The sequence below is a fragment of the Brevibacterium sp. HMSC22B09 genome, from assembly GCF_001806795.1.
GTDB classification, from domain to species: Bacteria; Actinomycetota; Actinomycetes; order Actinomycetales; family Brevibacteriaceae; genus Brevibacterium; species Brevibacterium ravenspurgense.
This window is the reverse complement of the sequence record NZ_KV786007.1, coordinates 131814-155580: the sequence shown is the minus strand read 5'-3', so window position 1 is coordinate 155580 and position 23767 is coordinate 131814. Positions and strand designations below refer to the sequence as shown.

The following is a 23767-nucleotide window of genomic DNA, read 5'->3' as shown; positions in this document are numbered from 1 at the left end:
TTGCGACGCCTCAATGCAGTATTCCCCGTCGAACAGTCAGGAGATTCGTGAATTCGCTTCGCTACCCCCGCTCTGCAGCCGTCTACGGCATCGACGAACGCGCAGACGAAGTCCAGCACTTCGGCATGCCGCTGAAAGAACAGCGTGACCTCGCTGCCGGCCGTGGTGTCGCTGACCTTTCGAGCTTCCGCGTGTACACGCTCACCGGCGAAGACCGTCTGCGCTGGCTGCACTCCCTGACAACGCAGTCACTGGAGAACCTGCCGGCGGGAACGAGCACCGAAACGCTGATCCTGTCGGCCACCGGGCACATTGAACACTGGGTGCGGATCATCGCGGAAGAGGACAGCCTGTGGCTGATCTTCGAAACCGGCGGTGAAGAAGCCGTCGAATGGCTGAATTCGATGCGCTTCATGATGCGCGCAGAAATCACCGACCGCACGCCTGAGTTCCAGTGCGTTGGCACGGTCGGCCCCGCACCGGAAGGGCTTCCCGTCCAAGCCGAGTGGAACGACCCGTGGCCTGCAATCGGAGCCGGCTCCGCCTCGTATGCTGCCCTTGACTTGGGCCAGGAACAGGCTTCACCGAAACACCCGGGCCACACGAACGACCTGCGCATTCAGCTGTGCCCGCGGGAGCAGCTGCGTGACTGGCAGCCCGGCGGCGTTGCCGGCCGCGACGCGTGGGAGGCCCTGAGGATCGAGAACTGGCGGCCGTCCCCGCAGGACGTTGATTCGAAAACGCTCGTGGGCGAACTCGACGTGCTGCGCACCGCCGTGCACCTGGCCAAGGGCTGCTACCGCGGGCAGGAAGCCGTGGCGCGCGTACACAACCTGGGTCAGGTGCCGCGCCGCCTGGTGTTCCTGCACGTCGACGGTTCGACTCACACCATTCCGCGCCCGGGCGCGGAAGTCTATGCCGAAGTCCGAGGTGCCGAAAGGGTGATCGGGCACCTGACCTCGACCGCGATCCACTACGAGTACGGGCCCGTGGCGCTTGCTCTGATCCGCCGCGGAACCAGCCCTGACGCACAGCTGCTGGTTGCCGGAGACGAAGACGAAAAGCTGCCGACCACGGTCGAAGAAATCGTTGCCTTCAAACGCGAAAACCGCGTCGGCCTGCCGCAGATCAATCGCGAAGTTGATCTTCGTCGGTTTGGCAGGTGAGCCGGTCTGCACGAACGCGTCAGAGAGTTCTACACTGACCTCATGACTACGTTGGAGCAGGGCGGGCAGAGCCTGCCGCAGGAACGCAAACTTGTAACTGAAATCCCCGGACCGAAGTCCCGTGAACTCGAGCAGCGCCGCAAGGCCGCAGTGTGTGCCGGTGTCGGCAGTTCGCTGCCGGCCTACATCGTCGCCGGCGGTGGGGGCATCCTCAAGGACATCGACGGGAACCAGATCATCGACCTGGGTGCAGGCATCGCCGTCACGAACGTCGGCAACTCGAACCCGCGCGTGGTGAACCGTGCCAAGGAGGCACTGGAAGCGTTCACCCACACGTGCTTCATGGTCAACCCGTACGAGGCGTACGTTGAAGTCGCAGAAGCACTCAACCGCCTGACCCCCGGCGACCACGAAAAGCGCACCCTGCTTCTTAACTCGGGTGCCGAAGCGGTCGAAAACGCCGTCAAGATTGCCCGCAGCTACACCAAGCGCAACGCGGTTGTCGTGTTCGACCACGCCTACCACGGCCGCACCAACCTCACGATGGCCATGACCGCGAAGGCCATGCCGTACAAGAAGGGCTTCGGCCCGTTCGCCGGTGAGGTCTACCGCGCACCCATGTCCTACCCCTTCCGCGACAACGCCGCATACGGCACCAAGCTGTCCGGAGAAGAAGCCGCAAAGCGCGTCACCACCATGATCGACAAGCAGATCGGCGCTGAAGACGTCGCTGCCATCGTCATCGAGCCCATCCAGGGTGAGGGCGGATTCATCGTCCCCGCCGAGGGCTTCCTGCCGGCTCTGCAGGAGTACGCGCAGAAGAACGGCATCGTCTTCGTCGTTGACGAAGTCCAGGCTGGCTTTGCCCGCACCGGCAAGATGTTCGCTTCCGAATGGGAGGGCATCACACCTGACCTCGTCACCACCGCTAAGGGCATCGCCGGCGGTCTGCCGCTGTCGGCAGTCACCGGACGCGCCGAAATCATGGACGCCGTGCACGGCGGTGGCCTGGGCGGCACCTACTCCGGCAACCCGGTTGCCGTTGCCGGTGCCCTCGGCGCCATCGAAGCCTACGAACAGGACGGTCTCGCCCAGCGTGCTCTCGAGATCGGCGAAAAGATGGTTGACCGCTGCACCAAGCTGCAGTCGCGCTTCGCCGAAGTCGGCGACATCCGCGGCCGCGGTGCTATGCAGGCCGTCGAACTCGTTGTCGAAGGCACCACTGAACCGCACCCCACGCTCGCCGGTGATGTCGTCAAGTACTGCGCTGAACAGGGCGTTCTCGTTCTGTCCACCGGTACGTTCGGCAACGTGCTGCGCTTCCTGCCGCCGCTGACCATCTCCGACGAACTCCTTGACGACGCATTCGACGTCATGGAAGAGGCTTTCGCCAAGGCACTCGGCAAATGATCTGAACCGCGCGGTGGGGCATGCCCTCGCCGCGCGGCTAAGCCGCAGAAACGCTTCCGGCCGCTGCAATCACGCAGCGGCCGGAAGCGTTTCTGATGTTCTAGTCGGCTTTAGCCCTGGCAAACAGCGCGGCGATGATCGCGCCGGACACGTTGTGCCACACGCTGAAAACGGCGGCCGGCAGTGCTGCGAGAGGCGAAAAATAGGCTGCGGCAAGGGACGCTGCCAGCCCGGAGTTCTGCATGCCCACCTCAATGGACAGGGCTCGGCGCTGAGCGGGTGAAAGGCCCGTGAGCCTGGCTGTCCCATAGCCCAGTACTAGGCCGATGGCGTTGTGCAGGATGACGGCCAGCAGAACAATGAGCCCGGCGGATGCCAGGCTGCTCTTGGAACCGGCAACGACCACCGCGACGATCAGCGTGATCGTGATGGTTGAGAGCCACGGCAGGGCCGGTGCGACGGCCTCCACGGCACGTGCCGCAAACAGCCGCACGATGACACCCAGAACAACCGGCACGAACACGGTTTTGACGATCGAGAGCATCATCGCCCCGGCCGACACCTCGAGGTAGGAACCGGCAAGCCACAGTGTGAGGATCGGCGTGAGCAGGGGAGCCAGCAGCGTTGACACCGTCGTCACGGTCACCGACAGCGCAACATCGCCGCGCGACAGGTAGGTGACAACGTTCGATGCTGTGCCGCCGGGCGCACAGCCTACGAGGATGACGCCGACGGCCAGCATGGGCTCCAGGCCCAGCAGGCGGACGATTGCCAGTCCGGCCAGCGGCATGATGGTGAACTGCAGAGCAACACCGATCAGCACTGCCCAGGGGCGCTTGGCGATGCGGGCGAAGTCCGGCATCGTGAGCGTCAGCCCCATGAGGAACATGACCACGCCCAGTGCCCACGGGATCGCGGGGCTCATCGCCACGAGCGTGTCGGATGCGGCGACTCCCAGCAGCCCGCCGAGCACCACCAGTACCGGGAACGCCGTCACGGCCAGCCGTGCGCTGCGGGTCTGCTGGTCGCCGGCTGCTCTGCCTGTGTGTACTGCTGACGAGGTGCCGCTCCCGCGGCCGCTGTCTTCGCTGGGTGAGTTCGTGTTCCCGGGTGCCATAGCGGGTAATCTACGCGCCAGAGCGCGTTCGGCCCAGTGAAATCTCACATGGCAAGAGAACCGCGGGTCCCGAGCCCCACCTCGGCAGTCCACCCCAGCCCCGCCTCGGCGACCTGAGGGAATTACTCGCGGCTCAGGGGTGTTCTGGGATTATGACTGAATCACCGTTGAAGCTTTCAATTCTTGACCTTGTGCCGGTACGCGGCGAGCAGACCACCAGTGACGCCCTGCGGGCCTCGAAGTCGTTTGTGGAAAAGGCCGATGCGCTGGGCTACACCCGCTACTGGGTGGCTGAGCACCACAACATGCCGGCCATTGCATCGAGCCACCCGGCTGTCGAGCTTATGCACTTGGGCCAGAACACCAAGCAGATCCGCTTGGGCTCCGGCGGTGTCATGCTGCCCAACCACGCTCCGTATTCCGTTGCCGAGCAGTTCTCCCTGCTGGCTGCCGTCTACGGTGACCGGATTGATCTGGGCATTGGGCGTGCACCGGGCACCGACCCGTTTACGCGCATGGCCATGTGGGGTCACCTGGGGGACGGCCAGGTGGTCAATCGTGAAGGCCAGCCGGTTGACCCGGTGGAGTACTTCCCGCAGCACGTCATGGACATTCTGCGCCTGCTGAGCCCGGAAGGCCTGGACGTGGAGCTGTTCGGCGATCGCAAGCACACTCTGCGCGCTACCCCGAAGCTTGAGGTCAATCCGGCGGCCCAGGTGTGGCTCCTGGGTTCGAGCAATTACTCAAGCCAGCTGGCGGCAGCGCTCGGCCTGCCCTATGTATTCGCCAACCACTTTGCCGGCCGGGGTGCACAGCAGGCCATGCAGACGTACCGCGACCAGTTCGAAGCAGGCCAGTTCGGAAGCCAGCCGCGCAGCTTCATGACGGCGAACGTCGTTGTTGCTGAAACGGAGGAAGAGGCCTGGAACCTCGCGCAGCCGTTCCTCTACCAGATGGCGAACCTGCGGGTGGGTGCTCCCATGCGCTCTATGCCGACCGTTGGGCGGGAAACCGACGAGGTCATGTCCGCCGGTCACCGCGCGGTGGCGGACAAGCTCGCGCAGACCTACATCATCGGCACACCGAAGGACGCCGCCCGTCAGCTGCGCGAACTGGCAGCCGAGGGTGGCGTCGACGAAGTGATGATGCAGGCGGTTGCCGGCGGTTACCCGGACGAGGACCTGGGCACTTCGGTCGCCCGAGAGCGGACTCTCGAGCTTCTGGCCGAAGAGCTCTTCTGATCCTCTAGTCTCCCGGGGCTCTTAGGCTCCCGAGGTGCCGCCGGCCTGGTCTGCGCCTTCGCCTGCTTGCCGTAGGCGGATGGCGCGGGCCTGGTTGTCGGCGAGTTCCACCAGCAGGCGTCGCTGTGCTGCGGGTGCCTGCGGGTGTTCGTCCAACCACGTGTTCGTCAGGTCGAGCACGCGCTGCAGGTCCTTGCCCCACGTGGGGTAGAGGCCCAGCACCAGACGGCGTGCGATTTCGATTGAGTGGTCAGCCCAGAACGATTCGAGTCGCTCAAAGTACTGTTCCACGTACGGTTCGCACAGCGGCAGGGCGCTCGGTGCTGTGAAGCCCTGGATGGTGGCACTCAGCGCGTCGTTGGACAGTGTGTGGTCGTCGACGGCTGCGGTGAATGCACGCTGTTTGGCCAGTGCCAGAGGCATGGCCGCCCGTGCTGTGCGTGCTCGCAGCGCTCCCGCACCGGTGTTGTCGAGTGCTGCTTCCGCGTCGATGTCTTCGTGGTCGGCCCAACCCTGTGTGACGAGCGCGGTGAGTGCCAGCCAGCGCAGTGAGTGGTCGATTTTCAGGTTGTCCGCCCCGTCGGTCAGTGTGCTGCCGAGTTCTGCGTCGAGCACTGTCGATGCCAATTGACGCCCAGCCGTATCCACGGGGTGCGGTTGGGTGAGCACCGTCGAGCGCTGTACCAGCAGCAGTGTCAGTTCGGCCAGGTCGAGCTGCACGTCGGAACCAGATTGGGCCGTCGCCAGGGCGTCGAGGGCTGAGCCGAGCAGTGACCGCAGCGCCTCTGGGTGTTCGGCGTCGGCCGTCCATCGGTCGAGTGCGCCGAGCACTGTCTGGCGCATCCCGCCGGCGATGCCGGCGTGGTCTTCACGGCCGAGGGAGCGTGCGTGGGCCTCAATGAGGTCTGTCACGGGCAGCAGCCCGTCGCGGGCGGCGTTGGTGAGTGCCGACCAGACCAGCGCCCGGTCCATGGGGTCTGCCAGGCGGCTGACGTGGCGCAGCGCCGTAGCGGTCGAGCGTTCGTCCAGACGGATTTTGACGAAGTCGTCGTCGCCGTGGTTGACCAGCAGGAGGTCGGGGGCGGGCTTGCTGATCAGCTGGGGGACATCGGCCGTTGCCGTGTCGAAGTCCAGCGTGAACATGTCCGTGAGGTCAAGGGCCGCACCGTTTTTGGTGAAGATGCCCACCCGCATGGTGTGCGGGCGCAGCACGTCGGATCCGTCGCAGTTGCGCTGGTAGGCCTTGGCGGCGGTGATGGTGCCGTCTGCGTCGACGTCCAGGTCGATGCCGATTTCGCTCATGCCGGTGGTCTGCAGCCAAGCCTGAGCCCAGCCTCGTACGTCCCGGTCCGGTGCTGCCGCATCGAGTGCGGACAGGAAGTCCTCCAGCGTGGTGCTGCCGTAGGCGTGGTCGCGGAAGTACTGGCGGGAGCCTTCGCGGAAGGCGTCAATGCCCACGTAGGCGACCAGCTGTTTGAGCACGGAAGCGCCCTTGGCGTAGGTGATGCCGTCGAAGTTGAGCTTTGCGGCTTCGACGTCGGGAATGTCGGCCACGATCGGGTGGGTTGTGGGGTATTGGTCTTGGCGGTACGCCCAGTCTTTGCGCGACAGTGCGAAGGACACCCAGCCGTCGTCGAATTCAGTGGCTTCGGCCAGGGCGAGTCCGCCCATGTAGTCGGCGAAGGACTCTTTGAGCCACAGGTCGTCCCACCAGGTCATGGTTGCCAGGTCCCCGAACCACATGTGCGCCATTTCGTGCAGGATGACGTTGGCGCGGCCTTCCAGCTGGCGGCGAGTGACGGCGTCGCGGAACAGGTAGTCGTCGGTGAATGTCACCAGGCCGGGGTTCTCCATGGCGCCGAGGTTGTATTCGGGCACGAAGATCTGGTCATACTTGCCCCACGGGTAGGGGTAGTCGAAGAAGTCCATGAAGAAGTCCAGGCCCTGCTTCGTGACCGTGAAGATGGATTCGGGGTCCATGTGGTCGGCGAGGCTGGCCCGGGCGTACAGACCCAGGGGGATGGTGAGGTCTGCGCCGTTTTCGCCGGCACCGGCACGGGTGTAGGTGTCGGTGAGTTCGACGTAGTGGCCGGCGCACACGCACGTGATGTAGCTCGATTGGCGCAGGGTGGGCGCGAAGCTGTGCCGCGTGATGTCCTTGGCGACCTCTTCGGAGTGCTGAGCTGCTCCGCCGGACAGCACCGTGAAGTCTGACGGGGCGGTCACGTCGAATTCGAATACGGCCTTGAGGTCCGGCTGGTCGAAGTTGGCGAACACCCGGCGGGCGTCGGTCGGTTCGTACTGCGTGTACAGGTAGACCTTGTCGTCTGCCGGGTCGAAGAATCGGTGCATGCCCTCACCGGAGCGCGAGTACAGCGCTTTCGCTCCGATGGTCAGTTCGTTGTGTCCGGCAGTGACGGGGAAGGTCACGCGGAAGCCGTCGAAGGCCGAAGCCGGATCGAGGTCCTGTCCGTTGATGCTGACGGCGTACACCGAATCGGCGATGATGTCGATGAACGTCGTGGCGTCTTCCGCCGCGGTGAACGTCACGGTGGTCACGGAGTCGTAGGTGGGGATATCACGGTTGGGTGCACCGGACACGTCGAGGCTGACGCGGTAGGTGTCGAGGGTGAGCAGACGTGCTCGTTCTTGTGCTTCTTTGCGAGTGAGATTTGATGTCATTGGTCCTCCGCCGAACAGCTTTTCATATTTCGCTGAAGGTGGATATATAGACTTCAGGAGGAGGTGCGTCAGTGAGTACAGTCAAGCAGCCGTCGCGGGCCAGACGCGTGGGTTCGTATGTGGGGCTGCGCGCTCGGCTGGGTCTGCGCCGCATCAAGGCGAACTTCAGCCAGTATCTGCAGGTGGTCATCGGCGCTGTTGTGGCGTATTCGTTCTGTTTGCTGGTGCTTGGCCACCAGTACCCGTTCTTGGCGGCCGTCGCCGCAACCGTGGGAACGGGTGTTGTCACAGACCGTCGTCTGCGGCGGGCCACAGAGTTCGGCATCGGAGCGATTTTCGGTGTGCTGGCCGGCGAGGTGGTGCTGTCGCTGTTCGGCACGGGCATCTGGCAGATGGCTCTGGTCATGTTCTGCGGCATCCTCGTGGGCGCGCTCATCAATTCCGGCCCGCTGTTCATCACGCAGATCGGTGTGCAGTCCATCTACGTGGTCACGGTTCCACCTGCGCTGAATGCATATCCCTTTGATCGAACCGTCGACGCTGCTGTCGGCGCGTCTGTCGCAATCCTCATGAGCCTCATCGTGCCGCACGACGCGCGCAAGGCCCCGCGAGACCGAGCGGCGTCTCTGCTGGATGAGATCTCTGAGATTCTGCAGGCCATTTCGCGCAGCATCCGAACGGCGGACACAGGAGCGGCGCAGCGCGCGCTGGAACGGGCGCGTGACACCCAGAGCTTTGTTGACCAGTGGCACAGTTCGGTCAACGTGTCGAAGGAAGCCACTCGCATCAACGCGCGGTCGCGCCGCTACGCCGCCGAAGTCAATCGTCTGGCACGTGCCGCTGAGTATGCCGACCGCTCCATGCGCATGGTGAGGATTGTGGCGCGCCGGTCGATCACGCTGACGCAGACGGGCGCGGCCAGGCCGGAGATCTCAGGTCTTATCGATGCGCTCGCCGAGGGCAGCTCGATGCTCGGCATTGCGCTGCGCCGCGGTACGTCCCGCGTGCCAGCCGAAGAGTACCTGTCATCGGTGGCGGCACGCCTGGACGTCAAGGCCCCTTTTGTTGAAGACCGTCTGGACGAAACGATCATCCTCATGCTGCGCCCGCTGGCGCACGACCTCATGTGCGCTGCCGGTCTGACCGAAGCCGCAGCTGATGACATCCTGCCGGGCCTGCCGGAACTTGGAGAGAACTGACCGGCACGTGAGTGCCGGGGCTCCTGGTGAGCCAGGTGCCCGGGGGAGTGGCCCGGGGAGCTTCCGGCACCTCGTGGAACCACAAGGCTGACGAGGTGCCGGTCACCTGGTGCGGCAAATCTGCAGCTGATCAATTTTCCACACGTTTTGGCACACAGAGTCGATGTCTGCTTGATTGTGGCTGGTCAGAAGCACAGTGCGACCTTCTTCCCGAAGCTCGTGCAGGAGCGTGCGGATCCGCTCAACGCTGCTGTCATCGAGCCCGTTGAATGCTTCGTCGAGGATGATCATTCTCTGACCTTCCATAAAGGCTTGGGCAATAGACAGTTTTTGCTTCATGCCGAGAGAGTAGTTGCGAGCTTTTTGTTTGAGGCTTGGGTCGAGGCCGACTCTTTCCATTGCCGCGGCTGCCTCATCTGGGCCGATGACCCGACGAATGCGGGCCAGATCGAGTAGATTCTCTAAGCCTGTGAGGTGGCCAAGATAGGCCGGACGGTCGATCACGACCCCGACTTCGGTCGGGAAATCAGCGCGGGGACTTCTGAGGCTTTGGTCCAATCGGATGCTTCCGGAATCGGGCCGCTGCAGTCCGACGATCATTTTGAATAGGACTGATTTCCCTGAGCCGTTAGGGCCTTGAAGACCGTGGATTCGGTTTTCCTCGATCTCCATTGACGCTGATCGAAAGATTTCTGTGCCTTTGAAGGACTTGGATACGTTGTCGATGTGCACAAGCGGCTGATTCATGGTTTCCACCGTTCGATGTAGTCGGGTGAGGGAGAGCAGGTCAGTGTCTGTCTGCTTCTGGCAGAGGTCTGAATTTGGAGATCAGAATCAGCAGGGCAGCACTGCTGCAGAAGCTGATTGCTGAGGCGCCCGCGGTCCAGGAGGATTCCCAAGCACCTAGAAAACCGGTTGCGGAAGGTGCAGGCCATAGCGGGTTCGCCGCGGGCAAAGTGGATGCTCCTGCCGCAACTAGGACGAGCGCGGCAGAACCGATTCGCGAAGTCGCCCATACTGCGGCCAGGGCCAACATGATCGTTGCCATGGAGCTGGCAGTCCCGCCGAGTACGACTGCGAGCCAGTCGGTCCAGACAGCCGGGGTGAGGCCGTAGATCATGCCGCTGGCTGCGCAGAGAAGCACAAAGGCCGAAGCTGAAACGAGTGTGCGCGCCGTGTCGGTCACCAGTTCGCGGATCAGTACGCGTGACGCTGTTCCGTGCCGAAGGGCTACAAGAGAGAATCGGGGAAGGACCCACCCGGACCAGCGGACAAGCGAGACCATCGCCAGTCCCAGCCAGACGGTGACGCCATAAGCCCAGTGGACGAAGGACAGTCCGGCAGGCGACGTTCCGTAGAACAGCGCATCCGCCGCTGTGTCTTCTGGGGATGCGAGCAGCAACAGCATCCAGGCTAGAGCGAGTGCTGTAAGAAACCACACGCTTCGAGGTGTTCGAAGGACTCGAAGGGCGGTGTGGATTCCAGCTCCGGCCTGTATGACAGTTAATGTCGCGATGCTGAAGGCGATGCAGGGGTATATCCAAACGCTCAGGCCGTTTACGGCCGGATGTATCGGCAAAAGAAAAGAGATCGGATTCACCGTTGGCGGAAGGAACTCTGCCCGGAATAGGACGGGTGGCAGAAGAATCAAGCAGGCGGCTGAAATCCTGTGTGCAAAAACTGAGACACGGTACGCCACTGCGAGCCCTGCGGCAGCAGCCGCCAAGGTTCCAGCCCATGCGAATAGCGGAACGAGGAGTGCGCTGAGGACTGGAGTTTCTGCGAGTGCGAATGCGCTGAGCACCTGTGACCCATCGGCGTCACCGGGGATTGTGGCGAAGCTGCTCCATGACAGGCTTAGACCGTTTCCTGTCGCAGTGATTGCAGAGCCGACCGCAGCTCCCGCACCTGCAGCGAGCCCTGCGAATGCACCGGTGACCGCCTCCGAGGCAACGGCCGCCCTCACTGTGCCCCGCCGGAGAATTCGCAAGGGAGACATGGAGCTCTGCTGGCCAGTCGCGCTGGCGATGATCAAAACTGGCCACACTGCATACAGCAGGGGGTACGGGTCATGCGAACCCGCAACAACCGACTCCCAAAAAGAAACCCGCGCATCTGTAGGGATAGGAGGAAAAACAAGACCGAAGACAAAATAGACCCCAGCGCTCGCTAAAAAGATGAGACTGGCTTTTCGCAGAACTTCGGGACCGGGCAGTACTTGAGAAAAGCGAATCGGCGCAGCTGTGCTCTGGGGGCGCCGAGCGTGCGCCGATTTCATTGCAGCGCCCGGGGTAAGCGAGGAGACCACAGCGTAAAGCCGACCGTGCCGAGGACCGTGAGCAGTACGACGCAGGTTGTTATGACCGGCTCGTGGAGTGGTCCCTGTTCCAGCCCGGTCGGCAGCACAGCGTTGTCAGGCATGAACATCTCCAGCTGTGCGATTGCCAGAGCGGTGCCGATCAGAAAAACAACTGCGGGGCCGAGGAGCAGCGCCAGGAATGGATTGCGCAGGTGCATTGCCAGTGCTGTGAAGAGAACCGTATAGAGCATGCCGTGGAAAGCAGTCCAGAAAATCATGAAGACGACGAATTTCCAGGTTCCTGTGTGCGCAAACTGGCTGAATGTCATGTCTTCTGCCACTGGAAGAACCCGTTGTTCTGGCATGAAGGCGACCTGGTCGAATGCGGGTGCAATGGCAAAGGCCCACATTGCGGCCAACCCGATAGCTGAGCCAAACGCAAGTGCTCCTATCGCAGCTGAGCGAACAACGTGGGTTCCAACATAGGAACTCCGTCCCCGGCGAGCGATGATCGGCATCCATCCAGCGGCTTGAGTCTCCTGGAGCACGACGGGCACATAGAGAAGCGCTGCGTAGAAGACGAACAGCAGCGGCAGAACGTTGCCGATCGAAAAAATGAAAAGATCAGCCGGATCGGCGATGACGTTCGACGGTGCCGCTAGTGAACCATAGAGCACAGGAGTGAAGGCGATGAGAATGCCGACCGCAGCGGTCGGCGCAAATCGCTTGACATTGGCTGCTGAGAGAGGCTTTTCCCCAGCGAGCGCTGGAAATACTCGCTGGGGAAAAACGCTGACTATTGCGTGTTTCAGTTGCTCTTCCACTTTCCTGAGACTTGGACATTCACTCGGGTTGTGAGGTTGGTGCTGAACTGCACACGAGTCTTCTTTTTAGCCCCGACTCCGTTAGGCAGATCTCTGTGATCGTTGTCGTTTATCCTCCGCACCCAGGGGCCCGTACCGGAAGCAGCGTTCATTCGCGCGTCAACTGTGTATCTTCCTCCAACAGACTTGGATTCGAGTCGGCCAGCCTTGCTGGAAACGGATTTCGTTTGGTAGCCGCTATACCCGCTGCCATTGAACTTGCTAACGGTTGTGTTGTAGTCCGTGAGTTTGCCGCCAGCGTAAGCCGCAGAAATTCCGGATAGAGCTAAGACGAAACCGCATGCGACGGCGATGGATCTGTTCAGAAAGTTTTTGTTCATGCCTTCTCCTTTGAAGTTCCTTAAACCAGAATAGTAAATGTATGGCTTGAGTCACGTCAATGCTTCGTTTAGCGTTTTATTTGGATGCTGCGGTCCATGGTCTTGCGCCCGTCTAGAATGGCGGCATGCAGGTGCTCGGGAATATCCAATTGGGAATCATGATGCTCATCCAGGTGGGCGTCTTCGCTTTGACGACGATCGCGTTCATTGACTCGCTGCGATTCTCTGACGAGGCCTACAAAGCCATTGACCGCCACTCTAAGGCGCTGTGGTGCATCATCCTGGGTGTGGCCGCGGCTTTGGCGTTTGTCAACCTGCCGATTACCGGCGGCACGGGTGGTCTTGGCCTGCTCGGCATTGCCAGCATCGTGGCCGCCGGCATCTATCTGGGCGACATGGCCAAGAAGCTGCGCGCCGTCCAGCCCCGCCGCGATAAACGATGACGCGCGCGATTCTGCCCGGCGCGGAAGAGCACTACACGGCCATCATCGGCTCGGGTGAGCCCACAACCGTCTTCGCGCACGGCTTCGGCGGCAGCATCCGCGACACCAGGCCCTTCGCAACGGGCATCCGCGGCACAAAAGTCTTTCCCCACATGCCCGGCCACGGAGGCAACCCATCGCCCGGGCCCGGGTGGGACTATCCAATGCTCGCTCGTGCGCTCGCGGGTGTTCTTGAGCGCACTGACGCTGATCGCGCACTCGGGGTTTCCATGAGTGCGGGCGCGCTCGCCCGGCTCATCACTGACGGGCATCCGGCTGCACGCAGTCTGAAAAAGGTCGCTTTTGTCCTCCCGGCCTCGTGGACCGCGCCGCCCGAACACCTCATGGAGAACTTTGAGGCGTACACGACGATGCTGCGCGGCTATGTCGAATCCGGTGACGAAGACGGCCTCGCCCATGCTCTTTTGGAACGCGAAGCACCCGAAGTGCGGCAGATGCCGGAAGCCCAGCAGTTCGCTCGCGGGCGAGCCCGGGCCATCATGACCACCGACCTCAAAGACGGCATCGGCCTGGCACGCCAGACGGCTGTCGACAACCCGGCCGGCGCAGCAGACTTCGCAGGCGAAGTTCTTGTGCTGACCCACGAGGACGACAACAGCCACCCTGTTGAAGTCGCGCAGAAATATGCGGCGGCGTTTCCCAGCGCGCGCCTCGAAGTTCTGCCGCGCGGCTCCATCCTGTGGCGCGGCCGCCAGGACGTGCGCCGCATACTGGGTGAGTTCTTTGGCAGCTGAGCCGCCGATGCCGAACTCATCCGCTCGCCGTTTGGCACTCATATCCCTGCACACGTCCCCGGCTGCCCAACCCGGTGCCGGTGATGCCGGGGGACTGAACGTGTACGCCCTCAACGTGGCCCGGGAAATCGCGGCCGCCGGGCACACCGTCGACATCTTCACAGCGGACCCGCAGCTGCAGAGCGGGGGCCAGCAGGCACCTCGTGAACTGGGTCCCGGAATCCGTGCCCACCTGTTGGAGACGAGAGCCCAGACAAAAGAGGAACTCGCAGCCGACATCGACATCCTGGCCCGGCAGCTGAGCGAACACCCCGACTACCGTGCCGCCGAGTGCGTGTGGGCGCACTACTGGATTTCAGCCGACGCAGCCCTGCGCGCGAAGCCGCACAAACCGACCGCAGTGTCGTTCCACACGATGGCGGCGGTTAAGGAGCGTGACTTCCCGGGGCACAGCGAACCGGCCCAGAGGCTGGAAGCCGAACGGCGGATCGCGCAGACGGCCGACACCATCGTGGCCAACACCCCGGCAGAAGCCGAAGACGCGCAGGAACTCCTGGGGGCGGCGGCCGACAGAGTGCTCACGGCGCCGCCGGGAGTGCGCGCAGACATCTTCACCCCCGGCGACCAAGCCGAAGCGCGCAGCCGGGTGGGCGTGGACGCCGACCTGCTGGTTCTGGGTGTCGGCCGCATGCAGCGCGTCAAGGGAACCGATCTGGCGATCGAAACCCTCGCATCGCTGCGTGCTCTGCGGCCGGACCTGGCGAGCCGCACGCGCATGGTCCAGCTGGGCGCGGCATCCGGGGACGCACACGACAGCGTGTACACCGAACTGGCCGAGAGGCTCGGGGTTGCTGAGGTTCTTGAGATCCGCGAGCCCGTGCCGGCAGAAGAGCTCGCCGACTGGTACAGGGCGGCTGACGTGGTGATCGTGCCGTCGCGCTCGGAGTCCTTCGGCTTTGTCGCCGCCGAGGCGTCAGCCGCCGGCCGCGCGGTTCTCGCCTCGCGCGTGGGCGGGCTGGAGGTCATCGTCGACAGCGGGGCAACGGGAATTCTGCTGGCTAAGCGGGACCACCGGCTGTGGGCCGAGGAGCTCGCACGGCTGCTCGACGATGCTGGGCTGCGTGATCGCCTGGGGCGGGCGGCGCACAAGCGCGCACAGAGGTTTACGTGGCAGGCCTGTGCTGAGAAGGTAATGGAAGCACTCACTGTTGCCAGAGCGGGTGGAAAGCCTGCGGGGAGGAACGAATGACGTCGATCGAAGAAACAGCATCTGCCCTGGTCACTTGGGCCAAAGACGCGGAGGTCGAATTCGATGTGGTCGACGTCGGCCACTTGGTCGTCACGCTGCCGGGCGAAAAGAAGCTCAAAACCACCGTGTCGGTGCGCTTCACGCCCAGTCGAGTCGACCTGCAGGCGTTCCTCATGCGCAGGCCTGACGAAAACCATGCCGCGTTCTACAGGTGGATGCTGCGGCGCAACCAGATCCTCCACCTCGTGTCGTTCTTCCTCGACCCGCACGGGGATGTCTACCTGCGTGCGTCGATCCCGGCCTCAGCGTGGACGCCTGAAATCATCGACCAGGTGATGGGCGAAATCCTCACGGTCTCCGACGGCAGCTTCAATGACCTTCTGGTCCACGGCTTCCTCACCTCGATGAAGCGCGAATGGGCGTGGAGGATCGCCCGCGGCGAATCCACCCGCAACCTCGAAGCGTTTAAGCACCTGCTGGATACTGACGACAACGAATTCATCGGCACGTTCACCGAAACAGGTGACGAAAACAGCCAGTGAGAATGACAGCGACCGTGGCTGATTTCAGCTGAAACTGACGCTGTCTGAGACTGTCAACGGCGGCCCTGCGGATGATGCCGCCGAGCGAGACCCGCGCATGGAAGAATAGAGACATGACTTACAACCTCGTGCTGCTGCGCCACGGCGAAAGCGAATGGAACAAGAAGAACCTCTTCACCGGCTGGGTTGACGTAACCCTCACTGATAAGGGCCGCACCGAAGCCGCCCGGGCCGGTGAGCTGCTGACAGAAGCGGGGCTCGCTCCCGATGTCCTGCACACCTCGCGCCTGAAGCGCGCCATCATCACATCGAACTTGGCACTGGAAACCGCTGATCGATCCTGGATCGATGTCAAGCGCTCCTGGCGCCTGAACGAACGCCACTACGGTGCCCTGCAGGGTAAGAACAAAGCCGAAGTGCGCGACGAATTCGGCGAAGAGCAGTTCATGACGTGGCGTCGTTCGTTCGACACTCCGCCGCCGGAACTCGACGACAGCTCGGAATGGTCGCAGGCAGGCGAAGCTCGCTACGCAAACCTGGGCTCGGCCATTCCTCGCACCGAATGCCTCAAGGACGTCATCAAGCGTCTGCTGCCGTACTGGTACGACTCGATCGTCCCGGACCTTCAGCTGGGACGCACGGTTCTGGTCACCGCACACGGCAATTCGCTGCGTGCGCTCGTCAAGCACCTCGACGGCATCAGCGACGAAGAGATTGTTGGACTCAACATCCCCACCGGCATTCCGCTGCACTACGAACTCGACGAAGACTTCAAGCCGGTGACCCCCGGTGGTCGCTACCTCGACCCGGAAGCCGCAGCAGAAGCCGCTGCCGCGGTCGCAGCCCAGGGCAAGAAGTGAGCTGAGCTTCGGCGCTGAAGTTCAGTGCGCTGAAGTTCAGCATCAACGCAAAGGCCCGGTGTCCGTCAGGACACCGGGCCTTATGCGTTCAGCAGTCTGCTGTTGATCCTATGATGCTCAGGCTTCGTCCCGCTGAGCGCGGATGTCGGCGAGTTCAGCTTCACGGCGGGCCGGTTCGGAGTCGTGAAGGGTTGACAGCGTCGGTTCGAACGAACCGGTCAGCAGGTATTCAACGCGGTGTGCCACGTTGACGGCCTGGTCGCCGAAGCGCTCGAAGTAGCGGGAGATCAGCGTGACATCGGCAATCTGGCTGGGCGAGATTTCGCCTTGGGACAGTTCGCCGATGATGGTGAACACTCGCAGGTGAAGAGTGTCAAGCTCTTCGTCGATGGCGGCGATCATCGGCACGGCTGCAGTGCCGGGTTCGCTCAGCAGCTGAACCAGAGCGTTGCCGATGCGGACCGCGGTCGTGCCCATGTGGGTGAAGACGTCGCGGAACTGCTCCGGCAGAGCCGGTTCGGGGTGGCGGATGCGAACGAGCGAGCCGATGTGGCGGGCGAGGTCGCCCATGCGCTCGATGGCAACCGACATCTTCAGCGCCGCGATGACAGCGCGCAGATCAGCGGCAACGGGGGCCTGGAGGGCCAGCACTTCTGCTGAACGGCGGTCCAGGGACGCCTGCATGCCGTCGATCGAATCGTCTGCGGCGATCACCTGCTGAGCGAGTTCGAGGTTGTTTTCCAAGAGAGCCTGAACTGAGCCCTCCATAGCCACGGTGGCCTTTTCGGCCATTTCGACGAGTCCGTCGGCGATGGATTCGAGTTCATTGCGGAAGGCTTCGCGCACTCGAGGTCCTTTCCTTGAAGTTCTACGTGAGGCACTGTACACCCACACGAATCAAGTTAACGTTTTCAAGCGGGAGTTAAACGAGCCTGTCTCCAATATGAATACCACGGGAAATATCGTCAACTCCGTCGCTTTCAGATAGAACCCGCGTCACCATCCGTTTAGGCTGTCAGTGTGGACGTGTTGATCATTTCGCTCATCACCGGCGGAGTTGGCCTCATTTTGGGCATCGCCGGGATTCTTGCGTTCCGCATGTCCGAAAGCTCGTGGTCGTCCGCATCCCTGCACTCGGACGATGAACTTCCTGACGGCATTGCCGAAGTCCTTGCTGTTCTGCCCAGCGCGGCAATTGTCATTGACGCCGGTGACGATGTCACGAAGGCATCGCCTGCCGCCTACACGTTTGGTCTTGTTCGCGGTCACGTGCTGGCCGCGCCGCAGCTGCGCGAAGCCGTTGCGCGAGTGCGTGTGCGTGGTCTGATCGAAGAGATCGACTTTGAAACTCAGCGCGGGTCGGATGAAAAGAGCCGCCGCTATCTGCACGCTCGCGTTGCTCCGCTGGCAGAGGCCTATGTTCTTGTGCTGTGTGACGACCAGACTGAGTCCCACCGCATCAACGCTGTCCGACGCGACTTCGTGGCGAATGTTTCACACGAACTCAAAACACCCATCGGCGCGATCTCCCTCATGGCAGAAGCCGTTACCGACTTTTCGGACGACCCCGAAGCCGTGCAGCGCTTCGGCGGCAAACTTCAGAAGGAATCTGCTCGCCTGGCGCAGCTTGTCCAGGAGATCATCAACCTTTCCCGCGTACAGGACAACGAACAGCTGGAATCAACTGCCCGGGTCGAGCTCGACGACGTCGTGCAGGAGGCTGTTGATCGGGCGCGGACGAATGCCGAAGCGAAAGGCATCGAACTGTCATTCTCCGGCAGCCCCGGAACCGCTGTGCAGGGTTCGTTTGACCTTCTGGTCAATGCGGTGCGCAATCTGATTGACAATGCGGTCAACTATTCGAACTCCGGCACTTCTGTGGGCATCAGCGTGGAGTTTGCGGACGGCGATGCTTCGATCACCGTCACCGACCACGGGATCGGCATTTCCCCAGAAGAATCCGAACGCATCTTTGAGCGCTTCTATCGGGTTGATCCGGCGCGTTCGCGCAATACGGGCGGCACCGGACTGGGTCTGTCGATCGTCAAGCACATCGTGGCCACCCACGGCGGCCGCATCGACGTGTGGAGTCGTCCCGGTGAAGGGTCTACCTTCACCATCATCCTGCCGGCCGCGCCGGCTGATAATGTTCGGCTTCTGAAGCCGCCGGAAAACAAGACCTCGGACGGAATGTCTGTCGAAGGTCACGAGAGAAAGGCATGAGTTGACCAAGATTCTGCTCGTCGAAGACGAAGAGTCGCTGTCGGACCCGCTGTCCTACCTGCTGGGTCGCGAAGGCTACGACGTTGTTGTGGCTGCTGATGGCAAGAAGGCGGTCGAGGAATTCGAGACCGGCGGGGCAGACCTGGTGCTTTTGGACCTCATGCTGCCCGGTCTGCCGGGTACTGAAGTCTGCCGCACTATTCGCAGCAAGTCGAACGTGCCGATCATCATGCTCACCGCAAAGGACGCCGAAATCGACAAGGTTGTGGGTCTGGAGCTCGGCGCGGATGACTATGTGACGAAGCCGTATTCTTCGCGCGAACTTCTGGCGCGCATTCGCGCTGTTCTGCGCCGTGGTTCAGCGTCTGTTGACGATGAATTCGACGACGTTCTCGAAGCCGGCGGTGTGCGCGTGGATGTTGACCGTCACGTGGTCACGGTGCGCGGTGAGGAAATGCAGCTGCCGCTGAAGGAATTCGAGCTTCTGGAAATGCTGGTTCGCAACGCCGGTCGCGTTATGACGCGCGGTCAGCTGATCGACCGGGTTTGGGGTTCCGACTACGTGGGCGACACCAAGACCCTCGACGTGCACATCAAGCGTCTGCGCGCCAAGATCGAGGTCAACCCCTCCGAACCCAAGCTGCTGACAACACTGCGCGGGCTGGGCTACAAGTTCGAAGACTGAGGCTTTGCAGTCTGAGCGGCTGCGCCCATTAGGACTGAACTAAGACAGTTGGCTGGTTGAACAAAGTGCCAACGGGCTGAGACGAAGCCAACGGCGAGGCCCCCGAGTGGAACTCCACTCGGGGGCCTCTGCTTTAGGCGGTCGCCCACGCTTTAGCAACGGATCCACGCTTTAGCAGTGGCTGTTTTCGCGCAGATTCCGGCTATCGGGTGTTTGCGTGCGGCTAACGGGTGTTTTTGTTGCTTACGGGTGTTTTTGTCGAGGCGGAGGTGGGGAGGGTGCACCTGCACCGCCGAGGTGGGGCTTGTGCTGGGACCCGAATTCCACTTAGGCATTCCCTTGTGCTGCCTCCTGTGGGCGGTCGCCCACGCTTTAGCGACGGATCCACGCTTTAGCAGTGGCTGTTTTCGCGCAGATTCCGGCTATCGGGTGTTTGTGTGCGGCTATCGGGTGTTTTTCTTGCTTAGGGGTGCTTTTGCCGAGGCGGAGGTGGGGAGTGTGCACCCGCGCCGCCGAGGTGGGGCTTGTGCCGGTCTGGTTTGCTCTGGTTGTCGAGGCGGCGCCACATGCAAGAGGTCCCCGAGCGACAATCGCTCGGGGACCTCTGCTGTAAGCCTGTGGTTAAGAACCTGCCTGCTGTGGGAGCAGACTCACCGGTTTCACTGTCCGGTGGTGCTGTCCGTGGTGGTGTCGGCGTTGGCGGACGGTTCGCTGGTGGGCTCCAGGGTCTTGTAGTACCAGTGGCTGCCGTCGAGGATCTGCGTCTGCACGTCTTCGGAGTTGCCGTTGACGGTGACCGTGACGTCGACGAGCGTGCCGGTTTCCTGGTTCAGGCCGGTGACGATGACTTCCTTGTCGCCTTCAGCGTTGGGGTTCTGCGGGTCCTGCGAGAAAGTGTCCCCAGCTTTGACGGTCTGCTTGACGGTCTTGTCGCCGGCCTCAATCGAGACTTCGGCGGTTTCTTCGCTGTTGTTGACCAGCGTGTAGAACAGCTGGGCTTTTTCCTGGTCTTCGTCTGAGATGAGCAGGATGCCGCGAACGTCCACACCGTCAATCGAGGTGGCCGCGCCGTCGCCACCGTTGTAGTGGTACTTGGCGGTCTGCTGAGAAGAGATCAGTGCGGCACAGCCGGTGAGGGGTGCAACCAGGGCTGCTGCGAGCGCGACAGCGCCGAAGCGGGTCAGCCTTTTCACGATTAAAGCTCCTAGAAGAAGAAATGCTAAGCCTCTGACCGCATCGTACCTGTTTTTGTCAACGGTCCGAAACTCGGGTCACAGGATTCAGTATGGAATCTCCCATGGTCCTCTGAAAGTGCCAGTAGAGCGCTATATCACACTGTGGGCCACGGCCGCCCAATTTGCGGAAAGTGTCGTGGTAAGATGGGTCACCGAAAGGGGACTAAAGAGTATGAGTTTTCAGGTTGGAGACACCGTCGTCTACCCGCACCACGGTGCAGCCACTGTCCAAGAAGTGAATACCCGCAAGATCAAGGGTGAAGAAACCGTCTTCCTCAAGCTTGAGGTTTCGCACGGCGATCTGACAATCGAAGTCCCTGCTGAAAACTGCGACCTCGTCGGTGTTCGCGACGTCGTCAACGCAGAGGGTCTGGAAAAGGTCTTTGAAGTTCTGCGCGCTGAAGTTGCAGAAGAGCCCACCAACTGGTCACGCCGCTACAAGGCCAATCTCGAAAAGTTCCAGTCCGGCGACGTCATCAAGGTTGCCGAAGTTGTTCGCGACCTGTGGCGCCGCGAACAGGACCGCGGACTTTCGACTGGTGAAAAGCGCATGCTTGCCAAGGCACGTCAGGTTCTTGTTTCTGAACTGGCTCTGGCCAAGGAAAAGGAAGAAGACGAAGCCGAAGCAATGCTTGACGAGGTTCTCGCTTCCTGATTTCTGTTACACGGCCCGCGCTCAGAATGTTCTGAGCGCGGGCTGTGTGCTTCTGTGCCGGCTGTTTCCCCGGGCTGGCGTCGCCACCGCCAGCAGCCGCCATGTCGCTGCCGCCGGCTACCATTGCTGTCGTGGAGACAGCTCTCATCATTCCCGCCGCCGGGTCCGGTACGCGCTTGGGCGCTGACCGTCCGAAGGCCTTCGTTGAACTGGCAGGCCGCACGCTCTTGGCGTGGTCCCTGCGCTCTGGTCTTCGTGCCGGCTGCGGGCTCACCGTTATTGCCGCACCCGCGGACTTGCTGGAAGAAGCGCGCGCCATCGCAGACGCCGAATGCGACTCGCTCAATGTCTCACGCAGTCTGGTTGCGGTCGTTGAAGGCGGTGCTGAGCGCACAGATTCCGTCGCTGCCGCTCTGGCGCGGCTCGAAACCGCCAGCCCCAGCTTCGTCCTTGTGCACGACGCAGCTCGCGCGCTCACCCCAAACGAGGTCTTCATCCGCGTGATCGATGCTCTGCGCGCCGGCGAGCGCAATGTTGTGCCGACCCTCCCGGTAGCCGACACCATCAGGACAGTGGCGAGCGGCACCTCGTCAGTGGAAGACCTCGCGACTCCCGTTGACCGTTCCCAGCTGAGGCGAGTCCAGACCCCGCAGGGGTTCCGCACGGAAGACCTGCGCGCGGCTCACCGGCACGCTCGCCAGACCGGTCTTTCGGCAACTGACGATGCGGGGCTCCTGGAAGCCATCGGCATTCCCGCCAGGGGAGTGCCGGGGGCAGAAGCGGCACACAAAATCACGTACCCCGAAGATCTGCGCACAGCGCGCGCTCGACTGCAAGGAGAATGACAATGCGGGTGGGAATCGGCTTTGACACCCACGCTTTTTCGGACGACCCACAGCGGCCCCTGTGGTTGGCGGGCTTGCTGTGGGAAGACGCCGGGCCGGGCCTGGAGGGGCACTCGGATTCCGATGCGGTTGCTCACGCATGCTGTGACGCTCTGTTCTCTGCCGCCGGCATCGGCGATCTGGGCGCGCACTTCGGTGTTGACCGCCCGGAACTTGCCGGAGCATCCGGTGCTGAACTGCTGAAAGAAGCCGCCCGCCTGGTGCGCGAAGCCGGATTTTCCATTGGCAACATCGCGGTGCAGGCCGTGTGCACTCGCCCCAAAATAGGCACCCGCCGGGCCGAAGCCCAGCGGATGCTGAGTGTTGCCGCCGGCGCGCCGGTGACGGTGTCCGGCACGACGTCTGACGGTTTGGGCTTCACCGGTCGAGGTGAAGGGGTCGCCGCTGTGGCGACCGCTCTGGTTTACCAGGCGTGAGGTTCGTCCGGTGCGAGTTCATCGCCGCCGGTGACTTCCTCAACTGACTTACCGCGCGTCACGATGACGCCGATCAGCCACACGATGGCGAAGATGCCGAACGTCCACAGCATCTGCGTGCGGGTGTCCGGAGCGAACATGCCCAGCACGATGACGGCCAGCAGAGCGGCCGCGGTCAGCCACGACAGGACCGGGTAGCCCCACATCTTCATGGGCAGCGGGGTGCCGTCGCGTTCGGCGCGGTGGCGCAGGACGATGTGGCTGGCCACGGTCGCGATCCAGGTCACGAGCAGTGTTGAGCCGACCACGTTGAGGCCGATGAACAGCACATTGTCCTGGTTGAAGGCGTTGACCAGCACGGATGCGAAGCCGATGAGAACCGACACCATGATCGCTGGAATCGGCACGCCCCTGTTGTTTGCGCGTCCCGTGGCCGCCGGCGCCATGCCGCGGTGGGCCAGCGAGAACACCATGCGGGAGGCTCCGTACACGTTCGCGTTGAGCGAGCTCAGCAGAGCCACCACGATGATGATGGCCATGATGGCGCCCACTGCCGGCAGTCCGGTGGTCGTCAGGGTCGTGACGAACGGGTTTTCGGCAAGGTCCGGGTTGTCCCAGCGGACAGCGAGGATCATGAGCGTCACCGAACCCATGTAGAACACGAGGATGCGCAGCACGATGCCCGCGATCGCCTTGCGGATAGAGGTTTCCGGATCTGCTGTTTCAGCTGCTGCGACCGCGAGGATCTCAATGCCGCCGAACGCGAAGATCACGATGAGCAGGCCGGTGCCGATGCCGCCGATGCCCGAGGGCGCCAGGTCGATGCCCTGCACATTGCTCAGACCGGGGGATTCACCGGGGGTCAGGCCGAACAGGAAGGCTGTGACCACGATGAGGAACAGGATGACGAAGGCGACCTTGATGAAGCTGAACCAGTATTCGAATTCGCCGAACGAACCAACGCCCATGAGGTTGATGACGGTGAAGATGAGCATGAAGGCCAGCACCCAGATCCACTGGGGAACATCCGGGAAGAACGCCGAGCGCATGATCTGCGCGGCGGCTGTCGCCTCAACCGCGACGACCAGGCACAGCTGCACCCACCACAGCCACCCGACGGCAAAAGCGGCCGCGGGGCCCAGCGCCTTGCCGGCGTAGTAGGAGAACGCTCCCGGGTTGGGGTCGGCGGCAACCATTTCGCCGAGCATCCGCATAACCGAGATGATGATGAGGCCGGCAGCCACATAGGCCAGAAGGATTGCCGGGCCGGCAACGGCGATTCCTTCGCCGACGCCGAGGAAGAGGCCCGCGCCGATTGCCGACCCGAGGCTCATCATGACGAGGTGCCGGGTCTTCAGACGCTTCTGCAGTTGGGTGGTGGCCATGAAAATCCTTTATGAACAAAACAGATGATGGTCGCGGGTGACACTCTGCGCCGGTGT

23 protein-coding genes are annotated in these 23767 nt (G+C 62.4%); 14 read left to right on the top strand and 9 right to left on the bottom strand.

The window, feature by feature from the left end; all coding sequences use genetic code 11:
• Positions 1-47: 47 nt before the first annotated feature.
• Both HMPREF3087_RS04100 and gabT read left to right on the top strand, forming a co-directional pair.
• Positions 48-1166, top strand: a complete 1119-nt coding sequence (locus tag HMPREF3087_RS04100; RefSeq protein ID WP_070428156.1) for a CAF17-like 4Fe-4S cluster assembly/insertion protein YgfZ — start codon at positions 48-50, stop codon at positions 1164-1166.
• 42 nt (positions 1167-1208) lie between these two features.
• Complete coding sequence (gabT, locus tag HMPREF3087_RS04095) at positions 1209-2576, top strand: 4-aminobutyrate--2-oxoglutarate transaminase (protein WP_070428155.1); 1368 nt, start codon at positions 1209-1211, stop codon at positions 2574-2576.
• Positions 2577-2676: 100 nt separating this feature from the next.
• Here the strand turns inward: gabT and HMPREF3087_RS04090 are convergent, their stop codons facing one another.
• On the bottom strand, positions 2677-3693 hold the full coding sequence (locus HMPREF3087_RS04090) for a bile acid:sodium symporter family protein (protein WP_070428154.1): 1017 nt from the start codon (positions 3691-3693) through the stop codon (positions 2677-2679).
• Between the two features lie 152 nt (positions 3694-3845).
• Here HMPREF3087_RS04090 and HMPREF3087_RS04085 point away from each other — a divergent pair, with 152 nt between their 5' ends.
• Positions 3846-4934: an LLM class flavin-dependent oxidoreductase gene (locus HMPREF3087_RS04085; protein ID WP_218078848.1), complete on the top strand. Its 1089-nt coding sequence runs from the start codon at positions 3846-3848 to the stop codon at positions 4932-4934.
• A gap of 21 nt (positions 4935-4955) precedes the next feature.
• Here HMPREF3087_RS04085 and pepN read toward each other — a convergent pair whose 3' ends face one another.
• Positions 4956-7616, bottom strand: a complete 2661-nt coding sequence (gene pepN / locus HMPREF3087_RS04080; RefSeq protein WP_070428153.1) for an aminopeptidase N — start codon at positions 7614-7616, stop codon at positions 4956-4958.
• 71 nt (positions 7617-7687) lie between these two features.
• On the opposite strand from pepN, the gene HMPREF3087_RS04075 reads away from it, so the two are divergent.
• Positions 7688-8815 (top strand): FUSC family protein, encoded by a 1128-nt coding sequence (locus HMPREF3087_RS04075; RefSeq protein WP_256173028.1) that lies wholly within the window; start codon positions 7688-7690, stop codon positions 8813-8815.
• A gap of 102 nt (positions 8816-8917) precedes the next feature.
• Here the strand turns inward: HMPREF3087_RS04075 and HMPREF3087_RS04070 are convergent, their stop codons facing one another.
• The 4 genes from HMPREF3087_RS04070 to HMPREF3087_RS04055 all read right to left on the bottom strand — a co-directional run bounded on the left by HMPREF3087_RS04070 (position 8918) and on the right by HMPREF3087_RS04055 (position 12318).
• Positions 8918-9562: an ABC transporter ATP-binding protein gene (locus HMPREF3087_RS04070; RefSeq protein ID WP_070428152.1), complete on the bottom strand. Its 645-nt coding sequence runs from the start codon at positions 9560-9562 to the stop codon at positions 8918-8920.
• 40 nt (positions 9563-9602) lie between these two features.
• The gene (locus tag HMPREF3087_RS04065) at positions 9603-10223 is read right to left on the bottom strand and encodes a hypothetical protein (RefSeq protein WP_070428151.1); all 621 of its coding nucleotides are present in this window, start codon (positions 10221-10223) and stop codon (positions 9603-9605) included.
• 866 nt (positions 10224-11089) lie between these two features.
• Positions 11090-11938: a hypothetical protein gene (locus HMPREF3087_RS04060; protein ID WP_070428150.1), complete on the bottom strand. Its 849-nt coding sequence runs from the start codon at positions 11936-11938 to the stop codon at positions 11090-11092.
• A complete protein-coding gene (locus HMPREF3087_RS04055; protein ID WP_070428149.1) occupies positions 11923-12318 on the bottom strand; it encodes a hypothetical protein in 396 nt (131 codons plus the stop codon). Before HMPREF3087_RS04055 ends, HMPREF3087_RS04060 begins: the two co-directional genes overlap by 16 nt.
• A gap of 125 nt (positions 12319-12443) precedes the next feature.
• Here HMPREF3087_RS04055 and HMPREF3087_RS04050 point away from each other — a divergent pair, with 125 nt between their 5' ends.
• From HMPREF3087_RS04050 to HMPREF3087_RS04030, 5 genes are all read left to right on the top strand, one after another.
• Positions 12444-12761, top strand: a complete 318-nt coding sequence (locus tag HMPREF3087_RS04050; RefSeq protein WP_019175795.1) for a DUF2516 family protein — start codon at positions 12444-12446, stop codon at positions 12759-12761.
• Positions 12758-13555 (top strand): alpha/beta fold hydrolase, encoded by a 798-nt coding sequence (locus HMPREF3087_RS04045; RefSeq protein ID WP_070428148.1) that lies wholly within the window; start codon positions 12758-12760, stop codon positions 13553-13555. Before HMPREF3087_RS04050 ends, HMPREF3087_RS04045 begins: the two co-directional genes overlap by 4 nt.
• 7 nt (positions 13556-13562) lie before the next feature.
• Positions 13563-14804: a glycosyltransferase gene (locus HMPREF3087_RS04040; RefSeq protein WP_070428147.1), complete on the top strand. Its 1242-nt coding sequence runs from the start codon at positions 13563-13565 to the stop codon at positions 14802-14804.
• Positions 14801-15346, top strand: a complete 546-nt coding sequence (locus HMPREF3087_RS04035) for a YbjN domain-containing protein (RefSeq protein WP_070428146.1) — start codon at positions 14801-14803, stop codon at positions 15344-15346. Before HMPREF3087_RS04040 ends, HMPREF3087_RS04035 begins: the two co-directional genes overlap by 4 nt.
• 113 nt (positions 15347-15459) lie before the next feature.
• Positions 15460-16206 (top strand): phosphoglyceromutase, encoded by a 747-nt coding sequence (locus HMPREF3087_RS04030; RefSeq protein WP_061942117.1) that lies wholly within the window; start codon positions 15460-15462, stop codon positions 16204-16206.
• Positions 16207-16323: 117 nt separating this feature from the next.
• Here the strand turns inward: HMPREF3087_RS04030 and phoU are convergent, their stop codons facing one another.
• Positions 16324-17052, bottom strand: coding sequence for a phosphate signaling complex protein PhoU (gene phoU, locus HMPREF3087_RS04025; protein ID WP_070428145.1), 729 nt, complete (start codon positions 17050-17052; stop codon positions 16324-16326).
• A gap of 174 nt (positions 17053-17226) precedes the next feature.
• Between phoU and HMPREF3087_RS04020 the strand changes: the two genes are divergently transcribed.
• Both HMPREF3087_RS04020 and HMPREF3087_RS04015 read left to right on the top strand, forming a co-directional pair.
• A complete protein-coding gene (locus HMPREF3087_RS04020) occupies positions 17227-18429 on the top strand; it encodes a sensor histidine kinase (protein WP_019175789.1) in 1203 nt (400 codons plus the stop codon).
• Position 18430: 1 nt separating this feature from the next.
• Positions 18431-19114 (top strand): response regulator transcription factor, encoded by a 684-nt coding sequence (locus HMPREF3087_RS04015; RefSeq protein ID WP_019175788.1) that lies wholly within the window; start codon positions 18431-18433, stop codon positions 19112-19114.
• Between the two features lie 659 nt (positions 19115-19773).
• Here the strand turns inward: HMPREF3087_RS04015 and HMPREF3087_RS04010 are convergent.
• Positions 19774-20307, bottom strand: coding sequence for a hypothetical protein (locus HMPREF3087_RS04010; RefSeq protein WP_070428144.1), 534 nt, complete (start codon positions 20305-20307; stop codon positions 19774-19776).
• A gap of 214 nt (positions 20308-20521) precedes the next feature.
• On the opposite strand from HMPREF3087_RS04010, the gene HMPREF3087_RS04005 reads away from it, so the two are divergent.
• The 3 genes from HMPREF3087_RS04005 to ispF all read left to right on the top strand — a co-directional run bounded on the left by HMPREF3087_RS04005 (position 20522) and on the right by ispF (position 22325).
• The gene (locus HMPREF3087_RS04005; RefSeq protein WP_019175786.1) at positions 20522-21004 is read left to right on the top strand and encodes a CarD family transcriptional regulator; all 483 of its coding nucleotides are present in this window, start codon (positions 20522-20524) and stop codon (positions 21002-21004) included.
• A gap of 131 nt (positions 21005-21135) precedes the next feature.
• Positions 21136-21849, top strand: a complete 714-nt coding sequence (gene ispD, locus HMPREF3087_RS04000) for a 2-C-methyl-D-erythritol 4-phosphate cytidylyltransferase (protein WP_256173027.1) — start codon at positions 21136-21138, stop codon at positions 21847-21849.
• Positions 21846-22325 carry a 2-C-methyl-D-erythritol 2,4-cyclodiphosphate synthase gene (gene ispF / locus HMPREF3087_RS03995; protein WP_070428142.1) on the top strand — a complete coding sequence of 160 codons (480 nt, stop codon included), beginning with the start codon at positions 21846-21848 and terminating at the stop codon, positions 22323-22325. Before ispD ends, ispF begins: the two co-directional genes overlap by 4 nt.
• On the opposite strand, the gene HMPREF3087_RS03990 is transcribed toward ispF, so the two are convergent.
• Positions 22313-23710 (bottom strand): amino acid permease, encoded by a 1398-nt coding sequence (locus tag HMPREF3087_RS03990; RefSeq protein ID WP_062020076.1) that lies wholly within the window; start codon positions 23708-23710, stop codon positions 22313-22315. The two genes, ispF and HMPREF3087_RS03990, sit on opposite strands and share 13 nt — an antisense overlap.
• Positions 23711-23767 lie beyond the last annotated feature (57 nt).

What these genes read in the sequence shown, in the direction of transcription:
- gabT (WP_070428155.1), top strand. Translation starts at nt 1,209, where the DNA reads ATGACTACGTTGGAGCAGGGCGGGCAGAGCCTGCCGCAGGAACGCAAA.
- HMPREF3087_RS04090 (WP_070428154.1), bottom strand. Translation starts at nt 3,693, where the DNA reads ATGGCACCCGGGAACACGAACTCACCCAGCGAAGACAGCGGCCGCGGG.
- HMPREF3087_RS04085 (WP_218078848.1), top strand. Translation starts at nt 3,846, where the DNA reads ATGACTGAATCACCGTTGAAGCTTTCAATTCTTGACCTTGTGCCGGTA.
- pepN (WP_070428153.1), bottom strand. Translation starts at nt 7,616, where the DNA reads ATGACATCAAATCTCACTCGCAAAGAAGCACAAGAACGAGCACGTCTG.
- HMPREF3087_RS04070 (WP_070428152.1), bottom strand. Translation starts at nt 9,562, where the DNA reads ATGAATCAGCCGCTTGTGCACATCGACAACGTATCCAAGTCCTTCAAA.
- HMPREF3087_RS04065 (WP_070428151.1), bottom strand. Translation starts at nt 10,223, where the DNA reads ATGCTGTTGCTGCTCGCATCCCCAGAAGACACAGCGGCGGATGCGCTG.
- HMPREF3087_RS04055 (WP_070428149.1), bottom strand. Translation starts at nt 12,318, where the DNA reads ATGAACAAAAACTTTCTGAACAGATCCATCGCCGTCGCATGCGGTTTC.
- HMPREF3087_RS04050 (WP_019175795.1), top strand. Translation starts at nt 12,444, where the DNA reads ATGCAGGTGCTCGGGAATATCCAATTGGGAATCATGATGCTCATCCAG.
- HMPREF3087_RS04045 (WP_070428148.1), top strand. Translation starts at nt 12,758, where the DNA reads ATGACGCGCGCGATTCTGCCCGGCGCGGAAGAGCACTACACGGCCATC.
- HMPREF3087_RS04040 (WP_070428147.1), top strand. Translation starts at nt 13,563, where the DNA reads ATGCCGAACTCATCCGCTCGCCGTTTGGCACTCATATCCCTGCACACG.
- HMPREF3087_RS04035 (WP_070428146.1), top strand. Translation starts at nt 14,801, where the DNA reads ATGACGTCGATCGAAGAAACAGCATCTGCCCTGGTCACTTGGGCCAAA.
- HMPREF3087_RS04030 (WP_061942117.1), top strand. Translation starts at nt 15,460, where the DNA reads ATGACTTACAACCTCGTGCTGCTGCGCCACGGCGAAAGCGAATGGAAC.
- HMPREF3087_RS04005 (WP_019175786.1), top strand. Translation starts at nt 20,522, where the DNA reads ATGAGTTTTCAGGTTGGAGACACCGTCGTCTACCCGCACCACGGTGCA.
- ispF (WP_070428142.1), top strand. Translation starts at nt 21,846, where the DNA reads ATGACAATGCGGGTGGGAATCGGCTTTGACACCCACGCTTTTTCGGAC.
- HMPREF3087_RS03990 (WP_062020076.1), bottom strand. Translation starts at nt 23,710, where the DNA reads ATGGCCACCACCCAACTGCAGAAGCGTCTGAAGACCCGGCACCTCGTC.